Origin of the sequence: Streptomyces botrytidirepellens (assembly GCF_003721215.1) — a bacterium.
In the GTDB taxonomy this organism is placed as follows: domain Bacteria; phylum Actinomycetota; class Actinomycetes; order Streptomycetales; family Streptomycetaceae; genus Streptomyces; species Streptomyces himastatinicus.
Genome location: NZ_RIBZ01000124.1, coordinates 35,124 through 57,636 on the forward strand (window position 1 = coordinate 35,124; position 22,513 = coordinate 57,636).

Consider the following 22,513-nt stretch of genomic DNA (forward strand, 5'->3'; position numbering starts at 1 on the left):
CCTCAGATGTAGGTGTACGGCTGGGGAGCGGTGGCGGTGGCGCCGGTGGAGGTGGTCACGACGACGGCCACGGGGCCGGGGGCGTGCGGCGGCGTGATGGATTGGACCTTGATGGCGGACATGACCTTGAAGGAGAGGGCCGGGACGCCCCCGAAGGTCACGCTGTTGACCTGGGACAGTGAGGTGCCGTTGATGTTGACGATACGGCTTCCGGCCGACGGTCCCGAGACCGGGCTGATGCTGGTGATCGCGGCGGTGCTGACGTAGGTGTAGGAGAGGCTGTTGGAGACGCCTCCCCTGTTGGTGACGTAGACGGGGACGCTGTGGGCGAGGACCGATGGCGGAACGGTGACGGTGAGCCGGGTGTCCGACAGGACGGTGGCTGCGGCCGTGACGTTGCCGAACCGCACGTACTTGACGCCGGTGAGCCGCCTGCCCGTGAGTGTGAGGACGTTCCCGCCGGTCGTAGGTCCGGAAGGTGACGAGATCTCGTCGATGACAGGCAGCAGCTGGTAGTAGAAGTGGCCGATGATGGCCGTTCCGCCACTGGCGGTCACGGTGACCGGTACGGCCTTGGCGCCGGTTCTGCTGAGGGAAGGGGTGACGGCGGTCAATGTGGTGTCGCTCAGAACGGCGAAGCTTTTGGCAGGCCGATTACCGAAGAGGACGCTGGTCGTCCCGAGGAAGCCCCGGCCGGTGATGGTGACCGCCGTGCCGCCGCCCGGGGGGCCCTGATTGGGGGAGATGGCGGCCGGCCTTCTCAGGACGCCAACCGTGCCATCGCCGTAGTTGGCGACATAGAGGTAGCCGCCGTCCGGGGTGGTCGTCACCTCGTGGGGCGTGGCGAACCCCGAGAGCGTGTGGGTAACGGTGTTGGTGCTCGCGTTGATCACCGTCAGTGAGTCCGAGCCGGTCATGGTGGCGTAGACGAGTGTCCCGTCCGGGGAGACGGCCACATAGGCAGGGCTGGTCGCGACGGTGATGGTGCCGATGACGGAGTTGTCGGTCGTGCTGACGATGCTGACGGCAGTGCCGCCGGAGTTCGCCACGTACAGCCGGGCCCCGTCGGGGGCGACGGCCACGCCCAGAGGCACGTTGAACCCCGGCACGGTGGCCGTGACGGTGTTGCTGAGCGTGTTGATCACGCTTACGGTGCCGCCGGCGGAATGGGAGACGTACGCGCGCAGCCCGTCCGGGCGGATCGCGATGCTCTGGGGGCCGTTCCCCACGGTGATGGTGCCGGTGATGGCTCTGGTGGCCGTACTGATGACGCTCACCGTATTGGCACCGGAGTTGGCGACGTACAGGCGGGTCCCGTCGGGCGTGACGGCCAGCCCACGCGGCACGGTCAGGCCACTGACGGTGCCGATGAGCGCGTTGGTGGTGGTGCTGACGAAGCCGACCGTTCCCGAGCCCGGCTCGGTGACGCAGACGAACTGGCCGTCGGGGGTGACCGTCGCGCCCCATGGTCCGGCACCCACGCCGATGGTGGCGGTGACGACGCCGACGGCCGTGTCGATCACACTCAAAGTGCCGGCACCGGAGTTGCTCACATAGGCGCGCGATCCGTCGGGCCGTATGGCGATGGAGTGGGGTGCCGAGCCCACGGGGATGGTGTCCGGGGCGGACGCGGTGGCCATGCGGGCTCCTCTCGACCGAACTCCCGAATTCGACGAGTCAGAGCGATGATGTCAGGCCCCCGGAATTCGTCACCGGGCGCCCCAGGTTCAGGAGTCGATTCACTGTGCTCCATGGAGCATCCCATCGGCCGGGATCCTGCGAAACAGCAGAAGAGGTCAACCGGGGGCACTCCGGCGCACATTCGGCATGGGAGCGTCAATTCACATCATCGCATTAGTAGTGAGTGCCTCATGTGCGCCCTCCCTCTTTCGTGGAGTGCCTGATCCAATTCTTGTGCAAGGGAATGCCCTGTCAGGAAATCAGTCACGCGCGTCGTGCCGATGCCCATAGGCCCAGCCGCACTCCTGCATGCGGGGGTCGTCCCTTTCCGGAGAAGAAATCACTCAAGGCGAGGAGAAGGCATCGTGCCCACTCTCAATCCGAACCAGGGACCCACCTCCGGCGGCAACCAGGTCGTCATCACCGGAACCGGCTTCACGGGCGCCACCAGCGTGAAGTTCGGAATCAAATCGGCCAGTTTCGTGGTCGACAGCCCCACCCAGATCACCGCTGTCGCACCCTCGAACAGCTCCGCCGTCCAGGTCGTCGTGACCACGCCGGGCGGTTCATCGGCTCCGGTCTGGTACTACTACATCCCGGCCCCGCACAAGTTCAGTCTCAGCAACACCGCGGGACCGCTCAGCGGCGGTACCACCACTCTCACCGGTGCGAACCTGTACACCGCCACGTCGATGGCCTTCGGCTCCAACACCGCGGTTCCCACAGTCGTGAACGACGGCACGCTGAACGTCACGGTGCCGACCGTGACCACCCCCCAGACCGTCGGGGTCAGCGTCACCACCGTGGGCGGCACCACCAACGGGTTCACCTACACCTACGTCGGGGATCCCACGGTGACCAGCATGGACCCGACGGCCGGACCGGACTACGGGGGCACGGCCTCCACCATCACCGGCACCAACCTCAGTGACGTCACGGACATCTCGTACGGCCCCGACTCGACGTCCTTCAACATCATCGATGACAACACCATCATCGCCTACTCCCCGGGCGGCACGGGCACCGTCACCGTCACCCTCACCAGCGCGGGCGGCACCGACTCGTCCCAGTCCTTCACCTACACCGTCACCCCCGGCTGAACCCGCCCTCTGCCCTCGGCCGGCTCATCGAGTCGGCCGAGGGCTTCGGCATCTCGGGGGCTCAGCAGGCGGAGTTGGTCTGGGTGAGGAGGCCGAGGCGCCACGGCAGGGTGTTGTAGTCGCCGCCGGCGTTCGGGTTCATGCCCTGGTAGAGGTACTGGAGCTTGCACGGGTTGATGGTGAGGGTCTGGTCGTTTCCGGCGCGGATCAGCTCGCCGTGGCTGATGTCCTTGGTCCAGGCGCCCGCAGGGAAGGCGGTGTTGTTGGCCCGGGCGAAGGGGTTGGCCTCGGAGGCGGCCAGCGGTGTCCAGGAGCCCGCGATGCTGCCGGAGGTCCAGGACCGGAAGTAGCGCTTGCCGTCCGATCCGATCGCCTCGACGATCAGCAGATACTGGTTGCTGCCCTGCACCTTGTAGATGTTGCTCGCTTCGAACAGAGCGTATTTGTTGGGGTCCTGGGCCGCGATGACGGTGTTGGTGAAGCCGTTCGGGAACTGGGCCAGGGTCGTCTGCGACCGGTACAGATGTCCGTTGTCGTCGGAGGAGAACAGGTAGCAGTTGGCGCTGTCACAGATCACCCACATGTCCACCCAGTAGCCGTTGCCGATGTTCTGCTTGATGATGTCCGGCATGGCGGAGTAGAAGTTCTTCGGTGCGCTCCAGCCGTTCGGGTTGCTGATGTCGCTGTTGGTCGAGTACGAGGCGTTCCCGGTCTGGTACACCAGGTACCACTTGTTCTGCGGCGCGAAGTAGAACACCTGCGGCGCGGCCCGGTAGCCGGTGCCGATGGCGGTTCGGTCCAGGTAGTGATGGGTGGCCGAGGCCGCCTGGGACCAGTCGGTGAAGCTCAGGTACACCAGGTTGTATCCGGAGGCGCTGGCGACGCTGGCGAAGACGTGCCACTTGCCGTTGTGGTAGACCACCGTCGGGTCCTTGAGCCCGGCGATGTTGTGGGTGGCGTCCGGCTTCGGGGACATCAGGATCCCGCTGGAGTTCCACTTGAAGCTGCTGGGCAGCGAGGCGGTGGGGGAGGCTGTGGTCCTGGTCGCGGCCTTCGCCGCGGGTGTGCCGCCCAGCGCGGTCAGCGTGGCGTTGTAGGCCGCTTTCTTGTTGCCGTTGTTGTCGAAGAGCAGCGGCTTCTCCCCGGCGCGCCAGGAGTCGCTGTCCCGGATGCCCCAGACGGTGATGCCGGTACAGCGGGAGACGTTCATGCAGGCCCTGACGGTGTTCGTGTACGCGGCCGTCGGCGCCTGCGCGATGTCCAGCTCGGTGATCTGCACGTCCACGCCGAGGGCGGCGAAGCTGGACAGCGTGGTCTGGAAGCTGGCCGGCGGGCCGCCGGTGCCGAAGTGGGCCTGGAAGCCGACGCAGTCGATGGGCACGCCGCGCGCCTTGAAGTCGCGCACCATGCGGTAGACGCCCTGGGTCTTCGCGGCGCTCCAGTCCTCGATGTTGTAGTCGTTGTAGCAGAGCTTGGCCGCCGGATCGGCCGACCGGGCGGCGCGGAAGGCCTCCTCGATGAAGCCGTCGCCCAGCAGGTTCTGGAACACCGAGGGGCGGTGCTGGCCGCCGCCACCGTCGGCGAACGCCTCGTTCACCACGTCCCAGGCGTAGATCTTGCCCTTGTAGTGGGCCATCGTGGTGGTGATGTGGTTCTTCATCACGCTGCGCAGGGTGGTGGCGTCGCCGATGGAGCTGACCCAGCTCGGCAGCTGGGAGTGCCAGACCAGGGTGTGTCCCCGTAAGCGCTGTCCGCGTGAGGTGGCGTGGTTCGCGATCTGGTCGGCGGGGGCGAAGTTGAACGAGCCGCGGGACCGCTCGATGGTGTCCCACTTCATCTCGTTCTCGGGGGTGACCATGTTGAACTCACGGTTCAGGATGGTCGCGTACGTTCCGTCCCCGAGCTTGCCCGCGGCCACGGCGGCCCCGAAGTACCGCCCGGACTGGGCCGCCTGTGCGCCCAGCGTGGAGGCCTTGGCGGAGCCGGTCGCCGTCTGCTTCTGAGCCGTCCGTTCCTGAGCGGGGCCGGTCGCGGCTCCGGCGGTTCCGGCCAGTCCGGCCGTCGTCATGACGGTGGCGGCCAATAACCCGAGCACCGAGACTCGACGTCGGCCGCGTCGTGGTGTGAGAGCCATGTCTCTCCTTGGGGGTGTGGGAGCGCCATGGGAGCGCTCCCATGAATGCTGACATGAACACGACCGTTATGGAAGCGCTTCCGCACCTTGGCGGGAGACCCGGCGGCCTTCGGGGGCGCCCGCGTATGCCGCCGCCACCGGACGCGTCGCCGGTGCGCTCTGCACCCCGCCGCCGTTGGCGGCTCCAGGTGGTCGCCAGGTGTAAGCCGTGCCGATCCCGGGCACCCGCGCCCGGCAAGCATGACGCCTACCAGAACAGCGGGCCCGGCCCGGCTCGTACGCGCTCGGCCGGAATCGCGGAACGGAAGGCTATGAACAGCGGTTTCATGGGGCCGGGAGGCTTCGGGCCGGACCCGTTCGAGGAATACCTGGCGCGATTCCTCGGCGGCGGGCCGCGCGGTCCCCGGCAGATCGACATCGGACGTCTGATGAGCGACCCCGCCCGGCAACTGGTCGCCGACGCCGTCTCCTACGCAGCCGAGCACGGCAGCACCGACCTGGACACCAAGCACCTGCTGCGCGCGGCGCTGACCGCGGAGCCGACCCGGGGGCTGCTGGCGGGGGCGGGGGCCGACACCGACGCGCTGGCCGCCCAGATCGACCGTACGAGCGGCGACGGACCGCCACAGAACCGGCTGTCCGTCACCCCCGCGGTCAAGCGCGCCCTGCTGGACGCCCACGACCTGGCCCGGGCCACCGGCGCCTCCTACATCGGCCCCGAGCACGTCCTCGGGGCGCTCGCCGCCAACCCCGACTCCGCCGCCGGCCGCATCCTCAACACCCTCCACTTCGATCCCGCGGCGGCCCAGCAGGGACCGCAGACCGCACCGGGGGCGCCGACGGCCACCGCGAACGGGCAGCAGCCCGGGGGCCGGGCGCAGGACACGCCCACCCTGGACAAGTTCAGCCGTGACCTGACCGAACTCGCCCACGAGGGCCGCATCGATCCGGTCATCGGCCGCGGCGAGGAGATCGAACAGACCGTCGAGGTGCTGTCCCGCCGCGGCAAGAACAACCCCGTGCTGATCGGCGATGCCGGTGTCGGCAAGACGGCCATCGTCGAGGGGCTCGCCCAGCGCGTCACCGAAGGCGATGTCCCCGACATCCTGATCGGCCGCCGCGTGGTCGCCCTGGACCTCTCCGCCGTCGTCGCGGGCACCCGCTACCGGGGTGACTTCGAGGAGCGGCTGAGCGGCATCATCGAGGAGATCCGTACGCACTCCGAGCAGCTGATCGTCTTCATCGACGAGCTGCACACCGTCGTCGGCGCGGGCACGGGCGGCGGCGAGGGCGGCTCCATGGACGCGAGCAACATGCTCAAGCCCGCCCTGGCCCGCGGCGAACTCCATGTCATCGGTGCCACCACGCTGGAGGAATACCGCCGCCACATCGAGAAGGACGCGGCACTGGCCCGCCGTTTCCAGCCCATCCTGGTGCCCGAGCCCACCGCCGCCGACGCGGTGGAGATCCTGCGGGGCCTGTGCGACCGGTACGAGGCCCATCACCAGGTCCGCTTCACCGACGAGGCGCTGTGCGCCGCCGTGGAGCTGTCCGACCGCTACCTCACCGACCGGTTCCTGCCCGACAAGGCCATCGACCTGATGGACCAGGCCGGTGCCCGCGTGCGCTTGCGCTCACGGACCAAGGGCACCGATGTGCGGGCGCTGGAGCGGGAGGTCGAGCAGCTGACCAGGGACAAGGACCAGGCGGTGGCCGCGGAGGAATACGAGCGGGCCGGCGAACTGCGCGACCGCATCGGCGAGCTGAACGGCCGGATCGAGGCGGGCGACGGCACGGAGCCCGACGACGGGCAGAGCCTGGAGGTCGCCGCCGAGGACATCGCCGAAGTGGTGTCCCGGCAGACCGGCATTCCGGTCAGCAGCCTCACCCAGGAGGAGAAGGACCGGCTGCTCGGCCTGGAGGAACACCTGCGCCAGCGCGTCATCGGGCAGGACGAGGCCGTCGGCGCCGTCGCCGAGGCGGTGCTGCGCTCCCGGACCGGCCTGGCCGACCCCGGCCGCCCGACCGGGAGCTTCCTCTTCCTCGGATCCACCGGTGTCGGCAAGACGGAACTCGCGCGGGCACTGGCCGAGGCGCTGTTCGGCAGCGAGGAGCTGATGGTGCGACTCGACATGAGCGAGTACCAGGAGCGGCACACCGTCAGCCGCCTGGTCGGCGCCCCGCCCGGGTACGTCGGCCACGAGGAGGCCGGACAGCTCACCGAGGCCGTGCGTCGGCGCCCGTACTCGCTGCTGCTGCTGGACGAGGTCGAGAAGGCCCATCCCGATGTCTTCAACATCCTGCTCCAGGTGCTGGACGACGGCCGCCTCACCGACGCCCAGGGCCGCACGGTCGACTTCAGCAACACCGTCGTCGTGATGACGAGCAACCTCGGCTCCGAGGCCATCGGTGGCACCGCGCTCGGCTTCGGCACCACGGATGCCGAGACCGGCGAGCAGGCCCGGCGCGAGCGCGTCCTGCGCCCGCTGCGCGAGCACTTCCGCCCCGAATTCCTCAACCGCATCGACGAGATCGTCGTCTTCCGGCAGCTTGACGACGAGCAGCTGCGCCGGATCACCGACGTGATGCTGGAGGAGACCCGCCGTCGGCTGCACGCCCAGGGCATCACCGTCGCGTTCGCCCCGGAGGCCATCGACTGGCTGGCGCGCCACGGCCACCAGCCCGAGTACGGGGCCCGGCCGCTGCGCCGCACCATCCAGCGGGAGGTCGACAACCGGCTGTCCCGGATGCTCCTCGACGGCGGCCTCGCCTCCGGCGAGCGGGTCCGCGTGGAGGTCGCGGACGGACACCTGGACTTCCACACCGACACTCCGTCGGACGCGCAGCAGCCCTGAGCCGCTCATGGCTGTCGGGTCAGTGCTGGAGCGCGACCTTGAAGATCACGATGACCATGCCGAGGAGCAGGTTGGCCGCACTGGCGATCAGGATCAGAGGGCGTGAGGCGCCGGCGCGGACGGCGGCCAGGGCCGCCCAGCCGACCTGCCCCGCCAGCGCGACACCGAGCGCCAGCCATGCCGCGCCCTCGACTCCCAGCCCGAAGAGCGGGCTGATCGCCACGGCAACGGCCGGGGGAACGGCCGCCTCGAGGATGGGCCGCTCGTCGGCGCACACGCGGCGGACTTCCTCCCGGCTCCCGGGCTCCTGCGCCATCCGGGCTCCGAAGAGGCGGGAGAAGACGTGTGCGGCCCAGAACACCACGCCCGTACACAGCAGGAGCAGCACGAGTTCCAACCGTGGATACGAGCCGAGCGTGCCGACACCGGCCACCACGGAGGCGGCGAGCAGCGAGCCGTACACCGCGCCGCTGTAGTCGACGCGCGTGGCACCGGTCGGCGGTCGGCTCCGCGCATCAGGCGCAGGGGGCTGGTGTGTCACACCCCCAGGGTCGCCGAGCGGGCCGCACCCCGCATGGGCGCGCCCCGGTGCGGGATCGGTCCATCACTCCGGGGGCCGCACAAGGGGCCCCGGAGCGATGGCCGGCTTACGCCGCCTGGCGGATGAGGTCGGCGGCCTTCTCCGCGATGGCGATCGTCGCCGCGTTCGTGTTGACGGAGACGATCGTCGGCATGACCGACGCGTCCACCACCCGCAGGCCCTGGACGCCGTGAACGGTCAGATCCGGGGCGACCACGGCGTCCGGGCCCACTCCCATCGCGCAGCTGCCCACGGGGTGGTAGTACGTTCCGGTGCCGCGCGCCAGGAACGCGCGCAGCCCCTCCTCGTCCTTGACGTCGTCCCCGGCGAGCACCTCGCGCGAGCGCCACGCCGTGAAGGGGCTCGCGGCCGCGATGTCCCGCGCCACCTCGATGCCGTGCAGCATGCGCCGGACGTCCGACTCCTCGCCGAGGTAGTTCGGATCGATCAGCGGCGGCGTCTCCGGATCGGCGTCGGCGATGCGCACCGAGCCCCGGCTCTCGGGGACGGTCGTCACACCGAAAGTGAAACTGTTCTCCGGCGCCCGCAACGTCGGTGGATGGAAGGGCACATGAATGAACATCAGCTGCATGTCCGGGCCCTGGGCGGACGCGTCGCTGCGCCACGCCATCGAGGTCTCCGCGTGGTTGGTGAGTCCTTCGGGGACCGGCCTGCTCGCCTCGTAGACGACCCCGCAGAGCGGATGGTCGTGCAGGTTGCGCCCCACGCCGGGCAGGTCGTGGCGGGCGTCCACACCGGCCTGCCGCAGCTCGTCGGCGGGGCCGATGCCCGACAGCAGCAGCAGACGGGGCGAATCGACGGCGCCGGAGCTGAGGACCACCTCGGCGCGGGCATGCGCGGTGACCGGCTCGCCGCCCCGCCGGAACTCCACGCCCGTACACCGGTCGCCCTCGACGAGCAGGCGGTGCGCGCGGGAGTCGGTCGAGACCGTCAGATTCGGCCGCTCCGCGCCGACCGGGTGCAGATAGGCGGCCGCGGTGCTCTGCCGCTTGCCGTCCGCGATGCTCAGGTCGTGCCAGCCGACGCCTTCCTGGGCGGCGCCGTTGAAGTCGTCCGTCGCCGGGTGCCCGGCCGAGGTGGCGGCATCGACGAAGACCTGGGACAGCGGGTTGCCGTCCTGTGCCTGCGCCGGACGCATCGGGCCGCTGTCGCCGCGGAACTCCGGATCCTTTCCGGTGACGGTCTCCAGCCGCCGGAAGTACGGCAGGAGCGCGTCGAAGCCCCACCCCGTGCACCCGGCCGCCGCCCAGCGGTCGTAGTCGTTGCGGTGTCCGCGCAGGAACACCATCGCGTTGATGGCGCTCGACCCGCCCAGCGTCCGGCCCCGCGGCCACGGCTGCGCCACGCCGCCGGTACCGGCTTGCGGAACCGTGGTGTAGGCGTAGTCGACCTCGGTCCCCCACAGCCCGGGCCAGGCTGGTGGCACGGCCAGCTCCGGCTTGGTGTCCGCCGCCCCGGCTTCCAGGAGCAGTACCGTTCTCTCCGGGTCTTCGGACAGTCGCGCCGCGAGCACGCAACCGGCCGAACCAGCGCCGACGATGATGTAGTCGTACTCCTCGTGGCCGAATGTCTCGGTCACATGCCCGCCCTTCACTTGCCGGTGTGCCGTGGTCGCCCAAATGATCTTGTCAGCAGACCAGGGCCCGTGGCCAGCCAGGCGGCGGGCGAAACCGTTTTGCCGCCCCTGTCGTCTCCATGGTCGATGTGGTGTCTTGATGAGAGACGCCTCGGGGTGACATCAGGTCATAGATGTCTATGTGAAAGGCTCCTGAAAGCGTGTCGGAGAGGTACGGAAACAGGACCGTCCGCTGGATCGCCGGGGCCGCCGTGGTGGCGGCCGTCGTCGGTGTCACGGGCTGCTCGAAGGAGGCGGAATCCGGCGAGGGGGAGAAGCCGGTGGCGAACAGCTCGACCGCTGCCGGGTCGGAGAAGCAGGGGGAGGACTCGGCGGCCTCGAAGCCCTCGGGGCCCCGTCAGGCCACGGCCGAGGACGCGGTTGCCACGTGGGTGACCGCGGTCATCAAGGGGCAGCCGAAGCAGGCGTGCCTGGTGATGGCGGACCCGGCCACCGGTTCGTCGCCCGCGAAGGTCGGCACCCCGTCGAGGTGCAACGGCAACACGCCCGAGGTGCGCGAGATGCGCGAGAACGTCGGGAAGCTCCGCACGTCGTTCACGCCCAAGCAGTCCACGGGCGACCCGAAGGTGGACGTCGCCCGGGTCCCGGCCACCGGTGGCAAGGCCGTGGTGCCCGCCGACAAGGTCACCGTCGACGGGCAGACGCTCGACAAGGTCATCCTGTCCAACTCCACCGGACTGAAGGCGGGGCAGCTGGACGTCAAGGTGGAGGCCACCGAGATCAAGGACGCCTGGTACGTGACCAACCTCGATTTCAACCTCGGCTGATGCCGTGACCAGGGGCCGCTCCGCACGTCTGCCTGCCTCAGGCGGGCGGAGCGGCCGGTCGCCCGCCCGGCCGGGTCAGCCCGTCGGGCGGGGCTCGCCCCGGTAGGTGCCGAAGGACCACTTGTTGCCCTCGGGGTCGGCGATCGCGAACTCGCGGCTGCCGTACGGCTGGTCCTCGATCTCGCGGATGACCTTCAACCCTGCCGCCTTCAGCCGTTCGTAGAGGCTGTCGACGTGGTCGGTGACGACGTACGCGCCGAAGGTGCCCGGTTGCAGACACCACTCCGCGCTGTCCGGCTCGTACGACCCGAGCATGATCCCGCCGCCCTCGGGCCAGTCGAGCTGGGCGTGCGCCACCCGGTCGCCGTCCTCGTACACGGCGGTGCGCAGGAAGCCGACCGTGCCGACGAGGAAGTCGATCAGGGCGGGCGCGTCATGGGCCTGGAGGGTCGGCCAGATGCTGGGGGGTCGTTGCTGGGATTCCATCGTGTTCATGCCTCTCACTCTTCGCCGTTCCGGTGCCCGCCCGCTTGGATATTCCGGCACTCTTCGGCGAGCCAGACCGTGGGGCTGACGCCGGTGTACTGGCGGAAGTCCCGCACCAGATGCGAATGGTCGTAGTAGCCGCAGTCGGCCGCGACCCGGGCCAGATCGGCCGGGGCGCCCGCGGCGAAGGACCGGGCCACGGTGCTCTTGGCGTGCTCGAAGCGCATCAGCCGGGCGGCCTGCTTCGGGCTCAGCCCCGTCTCGGCGCGGAAGAGCGCCGTGAGCCGGCGCGGGCTGAGCGCCACGTGCTCGGGCAGCCCGCGCAGCGTGCCCGCGCCCCGGTGACGGGCCAGCCACGCCCAGGCTTCGACGACCTCGCGCCGGACCGGCGTGGCCTCGTCCGCCGCGGCCGCACGCGCCCGCAGGTACGAGCCGAGGAGGGCGAACCGCTCCTCCCACCCCGGCTGCTCCCGCATCCGCTCGTGGATCTCCGCGGCCCGCGCGCCCAGCACCTCCGTCCCCGACACCACGAGCTGGTCCGTGAGCGCCCCCGCGGGCAGGCCGAGCAGTCTGCGCGCCGCCAGCGGATGCAGGGCCAGCTGCACCCCGGTCTCGTGCTCCGGCTGGATGATGTACGCCGGACTCCGGTGCAGCCCGCCCACCACGATGTCGGTCCGCACCGCATCGGCACCGCGCGCCTGCTCCAGGGTGAGCCCGCTGGTCACCGGCCCGTCCAGCGAGAAGATCAACGTCAGCCAGGGGGACGGCAGTCCGCGGTGCAGCGCCGGTGGCTGCCCGCCGGAGCGATAGCCCACCGCGGAGGCGACCATCCCGCCGAGCCGGGGCGCGAACCGCACGAACTCCTGGAACGCCTCGCCTTCCCGTCCTGCCTCAGCAGCCATGTGGCCAGTATGCGACGCCCCGCCGGACCCGGCCCCCGGCTCCTACGGCTTCGCCCTGACCAGCCCGGTGTCGTACGCCATGATCACGGCCTGGATGCGGTCGCGGGCACCGATCTTGGCGAGGACCCGCCCGACGTGCTTCGCCCAGCCCTCCTCGGCCAGCCCGCGCAGCGGGTGGCGCCATCGGCCTGCTGCCGCTCACCCGCATGGAGCGCGCCGCGCAGGACATCACGGTCAGCGAGCTGAGCCCGCGGCTGCCGGGCACCGACCCCCGGACCGAGACGGGCCGCCATCGAGCGGCTCGTGGCCGCTGGGCGCATGGCGCCGGTCCCGATGGCGCGACGCCTGGGCAGGCCCGAGCCCGCCTCACGTCCGGGGAGTCACTGAGCGCAGGGTGAGCGCGGCGGGGGCGACGGACGAGACCACGGCGAGCATCGCGCACGCGCCCGTGGCGGCGCCGATGGCCCTCCAGGGGATCCGGATCGTGGTCGGCGCCGACAGCAGCTGCAGGGCGCTGCCCATGCCCATCAGGTTGAGCCCGGCGACGAGGACACCCAGGACGGCGCCGACCACGACCACCATCAGCGCCTCGGCGCCCACCAGCCGCAGGATCTGCCCCGGGGTGGCCCCGGCCAGGCGCAGGGTGGCCAGGTCGCGGACGCGGTCGGAGGTGGCCATGGCCATGGTGTTGGCGAGGGAGATGCCGGTGTAGAGGAGAGCGATGCCGAGGACCAGCAGCAGGCCGATCCGGGTGGTGTCCTTCGTCCCCGGGTAACTCGCCCTGATCCACTGGTCCTTGGTGAGGAGCCGCCCGCCCGAGGTGTGCACCGCCTTCCTCAGCGCGGTGGCCACGGCGGTCGCGTCGGCGCCGTCGGCGAGGGTGACGTCGACCCGGTCCACGGTGGCGCCCGGGGCGTTGCGCGGGGTGACGTAGACGCCGTTGCCGCCGGTGCCGGTGGCCATCACCGCGGCGATGCGCAGCCACTTCCTGGTGCCGTCGCCCAGCCACACCTGGACGCGTCGGCCCACGGTGTGCTGCTGCCACTCGCCGTTGACGATGATCGAGTCGTCGTCGAGGTCAGCGGCCTGTCCGGCTTCGACCGGCAGCCGGGTGGTGGCGGCGAGCGGGCCGGGGTCGACGGCGCGGGCCTCGGACGTCACGAGGGACACGCCGTCCTCCAGGACGGAGACGGCGCTCGACGCGGTCGCGGACACCTCGGCGCCGGGCACCGCGCGCAGCTTTCGCAGGGTCGCCGCGTCGAAGCCCGCTCCGCCCGCCGGGGTGACGACGAAGTCGGCCGCTGTCCGCGCGCGGACTTCGGTGGCCTTCGCCTCGTTCAGCGTCGTGGTGGCGCCCAGGAGCGAGCCGGTGAGGGCGACCGTGACCAGCACGGGCGCCGCGACCGCGGCGGTGCGGCGCACACCGGCGGCGGCGTTCTCCCGCACCAGCATGCCACCGGCGCCGGGGAGTTGGGCCGGGAGCCAGGCGATCAGCCGGGCCAGCGGGGGCACGACAGCGGGCGCGAGCAGCGCGACCGCGGTGATGAGCAGCATCGGACGGCTCACATAGGTCTTCCGGTGCAGCAGCTCGCCCGGGTCGGTGGCCAAGGCCAGGCCCAGGGTGACGACGGCGGTCAGCAGGAGCGCCAGTCCGCACAGCCACCGCCCCGGGGGCATCGTCCCGGTGTCCACGGCGGCCTCGCGCAGCGCCTGGGCGGGTCCGGTACGGCCCGCCCGCCAGGACGCGGCCGCCACGCCGCACAGGGCGACCAGCAGACCCGTCCAGAACGCCACGTGGTACGGCCAGACGTGATCGCCGATGGCGAACCAGCCGGGCGCCACACCACCGTCGACCACCCACGCGGCCAGCCGTGGCGCACCGTACGCGCCGAGCAGACAACCGGTGGCCGAGGCGAGAACGCCGACCATGAGGGCCTCGGCGAACACCATCCGGCGGAGCTGTCCCGGCGTCGCCCCGGCCGTGCGCAGCAGCCCGAACTCGCGGCGCCGCTGGGCCACCGCGAACGCGAAGGTGGACGCCACCACGAACACCGACACGAAGGCGGTGACCCCACCGGCCGTGCCGAACAGGGCGTTCATCGCCATCAGCACCTCGCGGTCCCGGTCCGGGTCGGGGTCGGCGTGGCGGCGCCCGTCCCCGGTGAGGACCCGGACCCCCGCGCTGCCGCGCACCGCCGCGCGCACGGCCGCCGGGGAGGCATCCACGACGAGCTGGACGCTGCGGGGGGAGAGGCGGGCGGCGCGTTCGTCGGTGAAGAAGACGGCGTCCTCGAGGCCGCGCCCTGCGGTGGCCCCGGCGGCCCGTGCGTTTCCGGTGCCCCGTGCGTTTCCGGCGCCCCGTGCGGTCCCGGCGATCCGTACGGTGCCGACGACCCGTACCGTGCCGCCACCGGTCCGTACCCGCTCGCCCGGCTTCGCCCAGGCGCCGCTGATGACCACCTCGTCGGCCGCGCGGGGTGCGTGCCCCGCGCCGATCTCGTACCGGCCGAACGCGGCGGTGGACCAGGGGTGGCCCACCAGATCGTCCGGCCCGCCCCGCGCCCGTACGGCGAACGAACGGTCCTCGACCACGGGCCCGAGCCGCCGCAGCCGCGCGACGGCCGCCGCGGGGACGGCCCGCGGATGTGCGAGCTTCCGGACCCGGACGCCGTTCGGGGTGCGCACCCGCAACGTGTCGGCTCCCTTGACCACCACCGGCGCGGCGGCGAACCGTTCGGGTTTCCGGTCGGGCGCGTCCAGCGACGAGGCGAGGGCCAGGCCCATGACGGTGAGCAGCGCGACACCCAGCGACAGGGCGACGAAGCTGCCGACGAAGGTGACCCAGCGCGTGCGCAGGGTGCTCAGGGCGACGCTCAGCACGGCACGTCCTCCAGGCTCTCCATGCTCTCCAGGCCGGTCATGCGCGCGGCGATGGCGTCGGCGCCCGCACCGGTCAGCTCGCCGCCGACCCGTCCGTCGACCAGGAAGACCACCCGGTCGGCATAGGACGCGGCCACCGGATCGTGCGTGACCATGATGACCGTCTGGCCCTCGCCGTCGACCATGCCGCGCAGCAAGGTCAGCACCTCACGGCCGGTCCGGGTGTCGAGGGCACCGGTCGGCTCGTCGCCGAAGAGCACCTCGGGGCGGGTGATCAGGGCGCGCGCCAGGGCGACCCGTTGCTGCTGACCGCCGGACAGCTCGGACGGCCGGTGCCGCGCCCGTTCGCCGAGCCCGACCTGCCGGAGCACCTCGCGCACCCGGGCCGCGGAGGGGCGGCGGCCCGCCAGCCGCAGGGGCAGTGCCACGTTCTGCTGGGCGGTCAGGGACGGCAGCAGGTTGAACGCCTGGAACACGAAACCGATGCGTTGGCGCCGCAGCAGCGTCAGCCGGGTTTCGCTCAGTGTCGTCAGGTCGGTGCCGCCCACGGTGACCGACCCCGACGTGGGGCGGTCCAGCCCCGCCGCGCACTGCAACAGCGTCGACTTGCCCGAGCCGGAGGGGCCCATGACGGCGGTGAACGTCCCCGCGGGGAAGGACAGCGAGACCTGGTCGAGGGCTGTCACCGCGCCGTCGCCGGAGCCGAAGCGTCTGCTGACGGAGCGCAATTGGATCGCGTCGTTGTCCATATGTCCCCACTCGTATCGATGTCGAGTCGTTCCGATGTCGAGCGCCACGAAACCGCGCGCGGACACCACGGCGCAGTACGGCGGAACCGAGACTTGGGGTAGGGCCAGGCATACCCCCGGAACACCCTCTGGACCGATGGCACGGGCCGGTCGGGCCTTCTACGGTGACCTCCATGGACCCTCGGAATGTGTGGCAAGCCATGTCCGGGCCGGGCTTCCTGCTGTCGTCGTGGCCGTGGCGTTCGGCCGGATACCTGCTCACCGGTGCGGTGACCGGCGCGGTCGCCCTCGCGGGGATCGCCACCACGGCCGCGGCGGGCGGCATCCTCGCCGTCGTGCTGGTGGGGCTGCCGCTGCTCGTCCTCGCGGCGCTCGCCGGAATCCCGGTGGCCTGGGTGGAACGGCGCAGGCTGCGCCTGATCGACCGGGACCCGGCCCCCGATCAGCACCGTGCGCCCACGGCCTACGGCCTGTGGGCCTGGCTGACGACCCGCATGAGGGAGCGGACGACGTGGCGGGAGCTCGGATATGCCGTGCTGTTCGCGGTGCTGCTGTGGCCGGTCGACGCGATCGTCCTCGCCGTCGCCCTGCTCGCGCCGCTGTCCGTGGTCGCGACACCGCTGCTGATGGCCACGGTCGGTGGCGGCCGGGAGACGAAGGTGCTCAAGCAGTGGATCGTCACGTCCTGGCCGGTGGCCTTCGCGGTCGCCGTGCTCGGACTGCTGCTCCTGGGTCTGTGCGGCTACGTGCTGGGGGTCGTGGCGGGGGCCCGGGCCGAACTGACACGTCTGCTGATCGCCCCGCGCGAGGGTGACCTGAAGGAGAAGGTCACCGAACTCGCCCGCTCCCGCCTCCGGTTGGTGGACGCCTTCGAGACGGAACGGCGCCGCATCGAACGCGATCTGCACGACGGTGCCCAGCAGCGGCTGGTGGCGCTCACGATGACGCTCGGCCTGGCCCGCCTGGACATCCCCCCAGGCCCGCTCGCCGACCAGCTCGCCGCGGCCCACGAGGAGGCGGACAAGGCGCTCGCGGAGCTGCGCGAACTCATCCACGGCATCCACCCCAAGGTGCTCGCGGACTACGGCCTCCCCGCGGCGGTCGCCGACGCGGCGGACCGCTCCGTGGTTCCCGTGGACGTGGCCCTGGAGCTGCCCAAACGGCTGCCCCAGGCGGTCGAGGCCGCCGCGTACTTCGTGGTCCGCGAGGCCCTCACCAACATCGCCCGGCACAGCGGGGCGAACCGTGCGGAGGTGAGCGGCGCACACCGCGACGGACGGCTGTTCCTCCAGGTGCGCGACGACGGCCGGGGCGGCGCGGACCCCGGCGCCGGAAGCGGGCTCACCGGACTCGGCGACCGGGTGTCCGCGCTGGGTGGCAGACTCTCCCTGTCCAGCCCACCGGGCGGACCGACCCTGCTGCGTGTGGAGTTTCCTTGCGAACGGACCGAAGCTTGCGCGTAGTACTGGCCGAGGACAGCGTGCTGCTGCGGGAAGGGCTCAGCGGGCTGCTCGGCCGCTGCGGCCACGACGTGGTCGCGGCCGTCGGCGACGCTCCCGCGCTGCTCGCCGCGGTCGAGGAACACGCCCCCGACATCGTCCTCACGGACGTCCGCATGCCGCCCGGATTCCAGGACGAGGGACTGCACGCGGCGGTGCGGCTGCGCGAGACCCGGCCCACCCTGCCCATCCTGGTCCTCAGCCAGTATGTGCAGCGCACGTACGCCTCGGAGCTGCTGGACTCCGGCGACGGAACGGGCGTCGGCTATCTGCTGAAGGAACGCGTCGGGCGGGTCGAGGAGTTCGTGGCCGCCCTGTGCGAAGTGGCGGACGGCGGCACGGTCGTGGACCCCGAAGTGGTGCGCCAGCTGCTGCGCCGCCGCCGCGACCCGCTGGAACGGCTCACCGCGCGCGAGCGGGAGGTCCTGGCCCTGATGGCGGAGGGCAAGTCGAACGGCGCGATCGCCCGCCACCTGGTGGTGTCCGAGGCGGCCGTGGGCAAGCACATCGGCAACATCCTCGGCAAGCTGGACCTCCCGCCGACCGACGCCACCCACCGCAGAGTGCTGGCGGTGCTCACCTATCTGCGGGCGTGACACCGGTGGCGGGACGTACGGCCCCGCCACCGGTGGAAGCCGTCAGCGGTGGAAGAGGCGCAGCGGGAAGGCGTCGGCGATCACGCGGTAGCCCTCGGGGTTGAGGTGCAGATGGTCGCCCACGTCGAGGTCCGCGCGCAGGCGGCTCGGGTCGTCCTCGTCCCGTGTCGCCCGGTCCAGGTCCACGACCGCGTCGAAGCGGCCGCTGGTCCGTATCCAGTCGTTGATCCGCTGCCGGGTCGCTTCGCGGTGGCCCGCCGCGTCGTCGTACGGGGTGCTGCCGCCGAAGGGGGTGAGGGTGGCGCCGTAGACGCGGATCCCCTGGGCGTGGGCACGCAGGACGATCTGGCCGTAGGCGGAGATGAGCCGGTCCGCGACGTCCTGTTGTGCTTCGGGGGTGGCGGGGGCGGTGCCGATGTCGTTGATGCCCTCGAAGACGACGAGCGAGGTGACGCCGCTCTGCGCCAGGACGTCACGGTCCAGGCGGGCCAGACCGTTCGGGCCGAGACCGTCCTGGAGGAGCCGGTTTCCGCCTGCCGCCTGGTTGAGCACGGCGGTGTCGGCCGTCCTGTGGTCGGCGCGCAGACGGGTCATCAGCCGGTCCGTCCAGCGGTCGTTGTGGTTGCTGGTGGAGCCGCGTCCGTCGGTGAGCGAGTCGCCCAGCACGGCGGTGGCGCGGGTGCGCGCCGGTGACCACACCTCGACGCCGCTGAGGAAGTACCAGTGCTCGACCGAGGCCGCGCCCTTGAAGTCGGTTGCGTCGATGTGGTTGCCGCGCAGCATGTGGGAGGCGGTGCGCGAGCCGGGGTGGGAGGTGATGGCGGTCGACTGCTGTCCGGTGGCCAGGTACACGGTCACGGTGAGGTTCGCGCCCGGCGGCAGCCGGAAGTCCAGCGGGTCGGAGACCATCAGGGCGCCCATCGGCACCGTGGTGGCGGCGCGGCCGTCGAAGGTGACGGGCCGGGAGGTGCCCGGTTCGATCGCGCTCACCCCGGCCCTGCCCCCCGCGGGAAGGGCCACGGAGACGCGGGAGATGGGCAGGGGCGCCCCGCCGAAGGCGTTGGAGAAGCGGAGCCGCAGCTGACGGCCGCCCACCGACACGTGCACGGTCTGCCGCAGGGTGCTGTCTGCGAGGACCGCGCCGTCCTGGGTGTACGGCGGGGGCGGCATGTTGGCCGGCTCGGTCAGCTGCGGCATGGACGTCCAGGTCCCCACCCAGTGGCTGCCCGGACGCGGCCCGCCGCCCTCCTCGGCCGACGCGGTGCGCGCCCGGCTCCGCTCGGCTCCCTGGGCGACCGCCACCAGGGTCACGCAGAGGAGAACCGCCACCAGCGGACCGAGTCTTCGAAGAAATCCTCGCATGGAACGTCCTTTCCATCAGGCGGACTTGACGCACCCACCCTGCCCACCGGAGCGCGGAGGAACCCCAGCTACGATCGGTACGTCACATGAGCCCGCTCCGAGGGCTTTTGCGAGGGGGATGCTCATGCCTGCACCGACCATGGCCCACCGCACGGACACACCCGCCGTCGCGCTGGGCCCCACCGCCGTGGTCCTCGGTGTCTTCTCCGTCGTCGGCGTCCTCGCCATCGTCGGCGTACTGCCGTCCCTGCTGTTGTCCTTCACCCTCCCCCTGGTGCCCATCGCCGGGGGCCTCGCCGTCGCCCTCGGCGCCATGGGCATCCACCACGCCCGCCGCGGTGCGGGCCGTCTGTGGATGGCCATCACCGGAACCGCTCTCGGCGGGCTCGGCTTCGTGGGTGTGGTCGCTCTCCTCTGCCTGGTCAGCGTCTGAGAGATCGGTTGGCTGACACCCCTGTCGCCGCGTTCCGATCACGTGCGCCTCGCCCACCTGCGGAGATGAAGCGCGTCGATTTCCGATACGTCGGAGGTCTTCCCTTGCTGCCCCGACCCCTGCACCATGCCGGGTAGTTCACCACCAGGTATGGGAGGCACATACGTGACCCCGACGACAGGGAACGGGATCTCTCGAAGAGGTGTGATCGGCTCGGCGGCCGCAGTCGGCGCCGCGGGCTGGCTGGCCGGATCCGGCACCGCCTGGGCCGCGCCCCAGGACGCGGGCCGGGCAGGAAACCCGACCGAACGCATCGTCAGGGACGCGGCCCTGCGGTGGCGCCGGATGCCCGGAGACTGGAAGGACGGCCCCTTCCTCGCCAACGGACTGCTCGGCGCGCAGGTCTACCGGGGCGCCACGCCCAACTCCGTGAAGGTCATGGTCAGCCACAGTCAGGTGCAGGACCAGCGGCCCCAGTGGCGCGCCCCGTACGGCTTCTCGCGGCTGCCCATCGGCCACTTCGACCTCACCCTGGCCGGCGAGGTGACCGGCATCGACTGGACCCTCGACCTCTGGGACGCCGAGCTGCGCGGCACCGTCACCACCACCCGGGGCAGCGTCCGCTTCTCGATGCTGGTGCACAACACCCGTACCGCGCTGCTGATCTCCACCCGGCCCAGCGCGGGCGAGCGGGAAGCGGCCTGGTCGTTCACGTGGCTGCCCGCGGCCTCGCCGCGCACCAAGGACAAGCCCGCCGACTACACGGGCAACCCCGACCCCCGCACCGGCACCGCGGGAGACACCGGGTACGTGGAGCAGCCGCTCATCGCGGGCGGCGGCTGGACCACCGCCTGGCGCGAACGGCGCGTCGGCACCGGCAGACTGCTGGCCGCGCACATCGTCTACCGCCATCCCGAAGACCTGTCCCGCACCACCGAGCTGGCCGTCGCCGAAGTGGCCCGTACGCTGGCCGCGGACCCCGACGACCTGGTGGCCGAACACCGCGCCTGGTGGCACCGCTTCTACCGGCGCAGCCTGCTGTCCGTACCCGACAAGCGCCTCCAGGACTTCTACTGGATCCAGCTCTACAAGGCGGCCTGCGCCACCCGGGCCGACGGGCCGTCGATGTCCGAGTGGGGGCCGTGGTACCCGGAGACCGGCGGCAGCTGGACCGCCGTCTGGTGGAACCTCAACGTGCAGATCGCCACCTGGCTGATCCAGGGGTCCAACCACCTCGAACTCGACTCCGTCACCTCCACCTTCCAGCGCTTCGAGAAGTATCTGCCGCTCTCGGTCCCACCGGAGTACCAGGACGGGCAGACCTACGCCCTCGCTCACCCCTCCGACTGGATGCTGCGCCCCGGCGCCAAGACCGTCGGCATCCCCGGCACCTCCACCAAGACCGACAACAACGGCAACCTCATCTGGGCCATGCACAACGTCTGGCTCAGCTACCGCCACACCATGGACACCCGCATCGTGCGCGACGTCCTCTACCCGATCCTGGTCAAGGCGGTGAACTTCTACGACCACTTCCTGCACGAGGGCGGCGACGGAAAGCTGCACCTTCCGCTCACCCGTTCCCCCGAGTGGGCGGACGCCGAGGACTGCACCTACGACCTCTCCCTGCTCCGCTGGGGCTGCGCCACGCTCCTCGACTGCCTGCGGATCCTCCGTACGGACCATCCGCGCGCCGCGCGCTGGCGCGAGATCCTGAAGCGCCTGGTGGACTACCCCCGCGACGCCACCGGTGTCATGATCGGCGCGGGCAAGCCGCTGACCGAATCCCATCGCCACTTCTCGCACATGCTGTGGCTGTATCCGCTGCACGAGCTGGACTGGGACCGGCCGGGCGACCGGGACATCATGCGGACCACCTTCGACCACTGGGTCAAGGACCGTGCCCTGTGGGCCGGTTACAGCTACGCCGCCGCCTCGTCGATGGCCTCGCGGATGGGCCGCCCCGAGGAGGCCCTCGACTTCCTCACCTACTTCACCGGCGGCAATGTCATCAACAACGCCTGGATGACCCCGAACACCATGTACGTCGAGGGCGGAAACCTCGGCATCGAGAGCCCCCTGACCGCCACGCAGTCCGTGCTCGACATGGCCGTGCAGAGCCACGGCGGTGTGGTGCGGGTCTTCCCGTCCGTATCGCGCCGCTGGCCCGACGCGTCCGTGGCCTCCCTGCGCGCCCAGGGCGCGTTCCTGATCGACGCGGACCGGGCCGGTGGCCGCACCCGGTGGGTGCGCGTCCACAGCGAGGCGGGCGCGCCCCTGGTGCTGGACCACGGTATCCGCGGTGCGATCGACGTACGGGACGAGCGCGGCAGGCGGCTGCGGTACCGGGAGACCGGGCCGGGCCGCATCGAGATCCCGCTCCGCCGGGACGAGACGGCCGTCGTCGCCCCGCGCGGCACCCACCCGGACCCGGGCCCGCGCGACGTACCGGCCGTCGGCGACGCGAAGCCGTGGGGGCTGCCGGACTAGCCCGGACTAGAAGTCGTCGTCGGAAAGCCACTCCAGGGCGAACCAGAGTTCCATGCGGACGGCCGGGTCCTGGAGGTCGGCGCCGAGGAGTTCGGCGACCCGGGCCATGCGGTGGCGCACGGTGTTGCGGTGGACCTGGAGTTCGGTGGCCGTACGGTCCCAACTGCCGTGGAACGTCAGCCAGGTGCGCAGGGTGCCGCGCAGGACGGCGGCGCCCGGCGGCCCGGCCCGGTCGAGCGCGGCGAGGCGGGCGCGGGCGAACTCCCGGGCGTCGGCGGGCGAGACGAGGCTGTGCACGGCCGGCGCGGTGGCCTCGTGCACGACGGCCGGCACCTCGGCGGCG

At 71.4% G+C, this 22,513-nt stretch carries 17 protein-coding genes and 1 pseudogene; 7 read left to right on the plus strand and 11 right to left on the minus strand.

Annotated elements, in window-relative coordinates; all coding sequences use genetic code 11:
• Positions 1-2: 2 nt before the first annotated feature.
• On the minus strand, positions 3-1,640 hold the full coding sequence (locus tag EEJ42_RS09865) for an IPT/TIG domain-containing protein (protein WP_123099590.1): 1,638 nt from the start codon (positions 1,638-1,640) through the stop codon (positions 3-5).
• Between the two features lie 405 nt (positions 1,641-2,045).
• Here EEJ42_RS09865 and EEJ42_RS09870 point away from each other — a divergent pair, with 405 nt between their 5' ends.
• Positions 2,046-2,780, plus strand: a complete 735-nt coding sequence (locus EEJ42_RS09870; protein WP_184503012.1) for an IPT/TIG domain-containing protein — start codon at positions 2,046-2,048, stop codon at positions 2,778-2,780.
• A 61-nt stretch (positions 2,781-2,841) separates the two neighbouring features.
• Here the strand turns inward: EEJ42_RS09870 and EEJ42_RS09875 are convergent, their stop codons facing one another.
• Positions 2,842-4,914 (minus strand): glycoside hydrolase, encoded by a 2,073-nt coding sequence (locus tag EEJ42_RS09875; RefSeq protein WP_123099592.1) that lies wholly within the window; start codon positions 4,912-4,914, stop codon positions 2,842-2,844.
• 311 nt (positions 4,915-5,225) lie between these two features.
• On the opposite strand from EEJ42_RS09875, the gene EEJ42_RS09880 reads away from it, so the two are divergent.
• Positions 5,226-7,769: an ATP-dependent Clp protease ATP-binding subunit gene (locus EEJ42_RS09880; protein WP_123099593.1), complete on the plus strand. Its 2,544-nt coding sequence runs from the start codon at positions 5,226-5,228 to the stop codon at positions 7,767-7,769.
• Between the two features lie 19 nt (positions 7,770-7,788).
• Here the strand turns inward: EEJ42_RS09880 and EEJ42_RS09885 are convergent, their stop codons facing one another.
• On the minus strand, positions 7,789-8,310 hold the full coding sequence (locus tag EEJ42_RS09885; protein WP_123099594.1) for a hypothetical protein: 522 nt from the start codon (positions 8,308-8,310) through the stop codon (positions 7,789-7,791).
• 106 nt (positions 8,311-8,416) lie between these two features.
• The gene (locus tag EEJ42_RS09890) at positions 8,417-9,949 is read right to left on the minus strand and encodes a GMC family oxidoreductase (RefSeq protein ID WP_246096301.1); all 1,533 of its coding nucleotides are present in this window, start codon (positions 9,947-9,949) and stop codon (positions 8,417-8,419) included.
• Between the two features lie 197 nt (positions 9,950-10,146).
• Here EEJ42_RS09890 and EEJ42_RS09895 point away from each other — a divergent pair, with 197 nt between their 5' ends.
• On the plus strand, positions 10,147-10,773 hold the full coding sequence (locus EEJ42_RS09895) for a hypothetical protein (protein ID WP_123099596.1): 627 nt from the start codon (positions 10,147-10,149) through the stop codon (positions 10,771-10,773).
• 75 nt (positions 10,774-10,848) lie between these two features.
• Here EEJ42_RS09895 and EEJ42_RS09900 read toward each other — a convergent pair whose 3' ends face one another.
• From EEJ42_RS09900 to EEJ42_RS09925, 5 genes and pseudogenes are all read right to left on the minus strand, one after another.
• Positions 10,849-11,259: a VOC family protein gene (locus tag EEJ42_RS09900; RefSeq protein ID WP_123099610.1), complete on the minus strand. Its 411-nt coding sequence runs from the start codon at positions 11,257-11,259 to the stop codon at positions 10,849-10,851.
• A gap of 14 nt (positions 11,260-11,273) precedes the next feature.
• Complete coding sequence (locus EEJ42_RS09905; protein ID WP_246096303.1) at positions 11,274-12,161, minus strand: AraC family transcriptional regulator; 888 nt, start codon at positions 12,159-12,161, stop codon at positions 11,274-11,276.
• A 42-nt stretch (positions 12,162-12,203) separates the two neighbouring features.
• Positions 12,204-12,302, minus strand: a pseudogene (locus EEJ42_RS52645) (DNA-binding response regulator); the annotation flags it as partial.
• 225 nt (positions 12,303-12,527) lie between these two features.
• On the minus strand, positions 12,528-15,041 hold the full coding sequence (locus tag EEJ42_RS09920; RefSeq protein WP_123099599.1) for an ABC transporter permease: 2,514 nt from the start codon (positions 15,039-15,041) through the stop codon (positions 12,528-12,530).
• Positions 15,035-15,790, minus strand: a complete 756-nt coding sequence (locus EEJ42_RS09925) for an ABC transporter ATP-binding protein (protein ID WP_123099600.1) — start codon at positions 15,788-15,790, stop codon at positions 15,035-15,037. The genes EEJ42_RS09920 and EEJ42_RS09925 overlap by 7 nt, the downstream gene beginning before the upstream one ends.
• A gap of 173 nt (positions 15,791-15,963) precedes the next feature.
• Between EEJ42_RS09925 and EEJ42_RS09930 the strand changes: the two genes are divergently transcribed.
• Positions 15,964-17,253: a sensor histidine kinase gene (locus tag EEJ42_RS09930; protein WP_184503013.1), complete on the plus strand. Its 1,290-nt coding sequence runs from the start codon at positions 15,964-15,966 to the stop codon at positions 17,251-17,253.
• Entirely contained in the window at positions 17,226-17,885 is a 660-nt protein-coding gene (locus EEJ42_RS09935) for a response regulator transcription factor (RefSeq protein ID WP_123099602.1), read from the plus strand. Before EEJ42_RS09930 ends, EEJ42_RS09935 begins: the two co-directional genes overlap by 28 nt.
• A 42-nt stretch (positions 17,886-17,927) precedes the next feature.
• Here the strand turns inward: EEJ42_RS09935 and EEJ42_RS09940 are convergent, their stop codons facing one another.
• The gene (locus EEJ42_RS09940) at positions 17,928-19,247 is read right to left on the minus strand and encodes an SGNH/GDSL hydrolase family protein (RefSeq protein ID WP_123099603.1); all 1,320 of its coding nucleotides are present in this window, start codon (positions 19,245-19,247) and stop codon (positions 17,928-17,930) included.
• 124 nt (positions 19,248-19,371) lie between these two features.
• Between EEJ42_RS09940 and EEJ42_RS09945 the strand changes: the two genes are divergently transcribed.
• On the plus strand, positions 19,372-19,680 hold the full coding sequence (locus EEJ42_RS09945; protein WP_246096305.1) for a hypothetical protein: 309 nt from the start codon (positions 19,372-19,374) through the stop codon (positions 19,678-19,680).
• A 165-nt stretch (positions 19,681-19,845) separates the two neighbouring features.
• Entirely contained in the window at positions 19,846-22,170 is a 2,325-nt protein-coding gene (locus tag EEJ42_RS09950; protein ID WP_246096307.1) for a glycosyl hydrolase family 95 catalytic domain-containing protein, read from the plus strand.
• Between the two features lie 6 nt (positions 22,171-22,176).
• On the opposite strand, the gene EEJ42_RS09955 is transcribed toward EEJ42_RS09950, so the two are convergent.
• Positions 22,177-22,513, minus strand: a 337-nt coding sequence (locus EEJ42_RS09955) for a helix-turn-helix domain-containing protein (RefSeq protein WP_246096309.1), incomplete at its 5' end; no start/stop codon positions are given.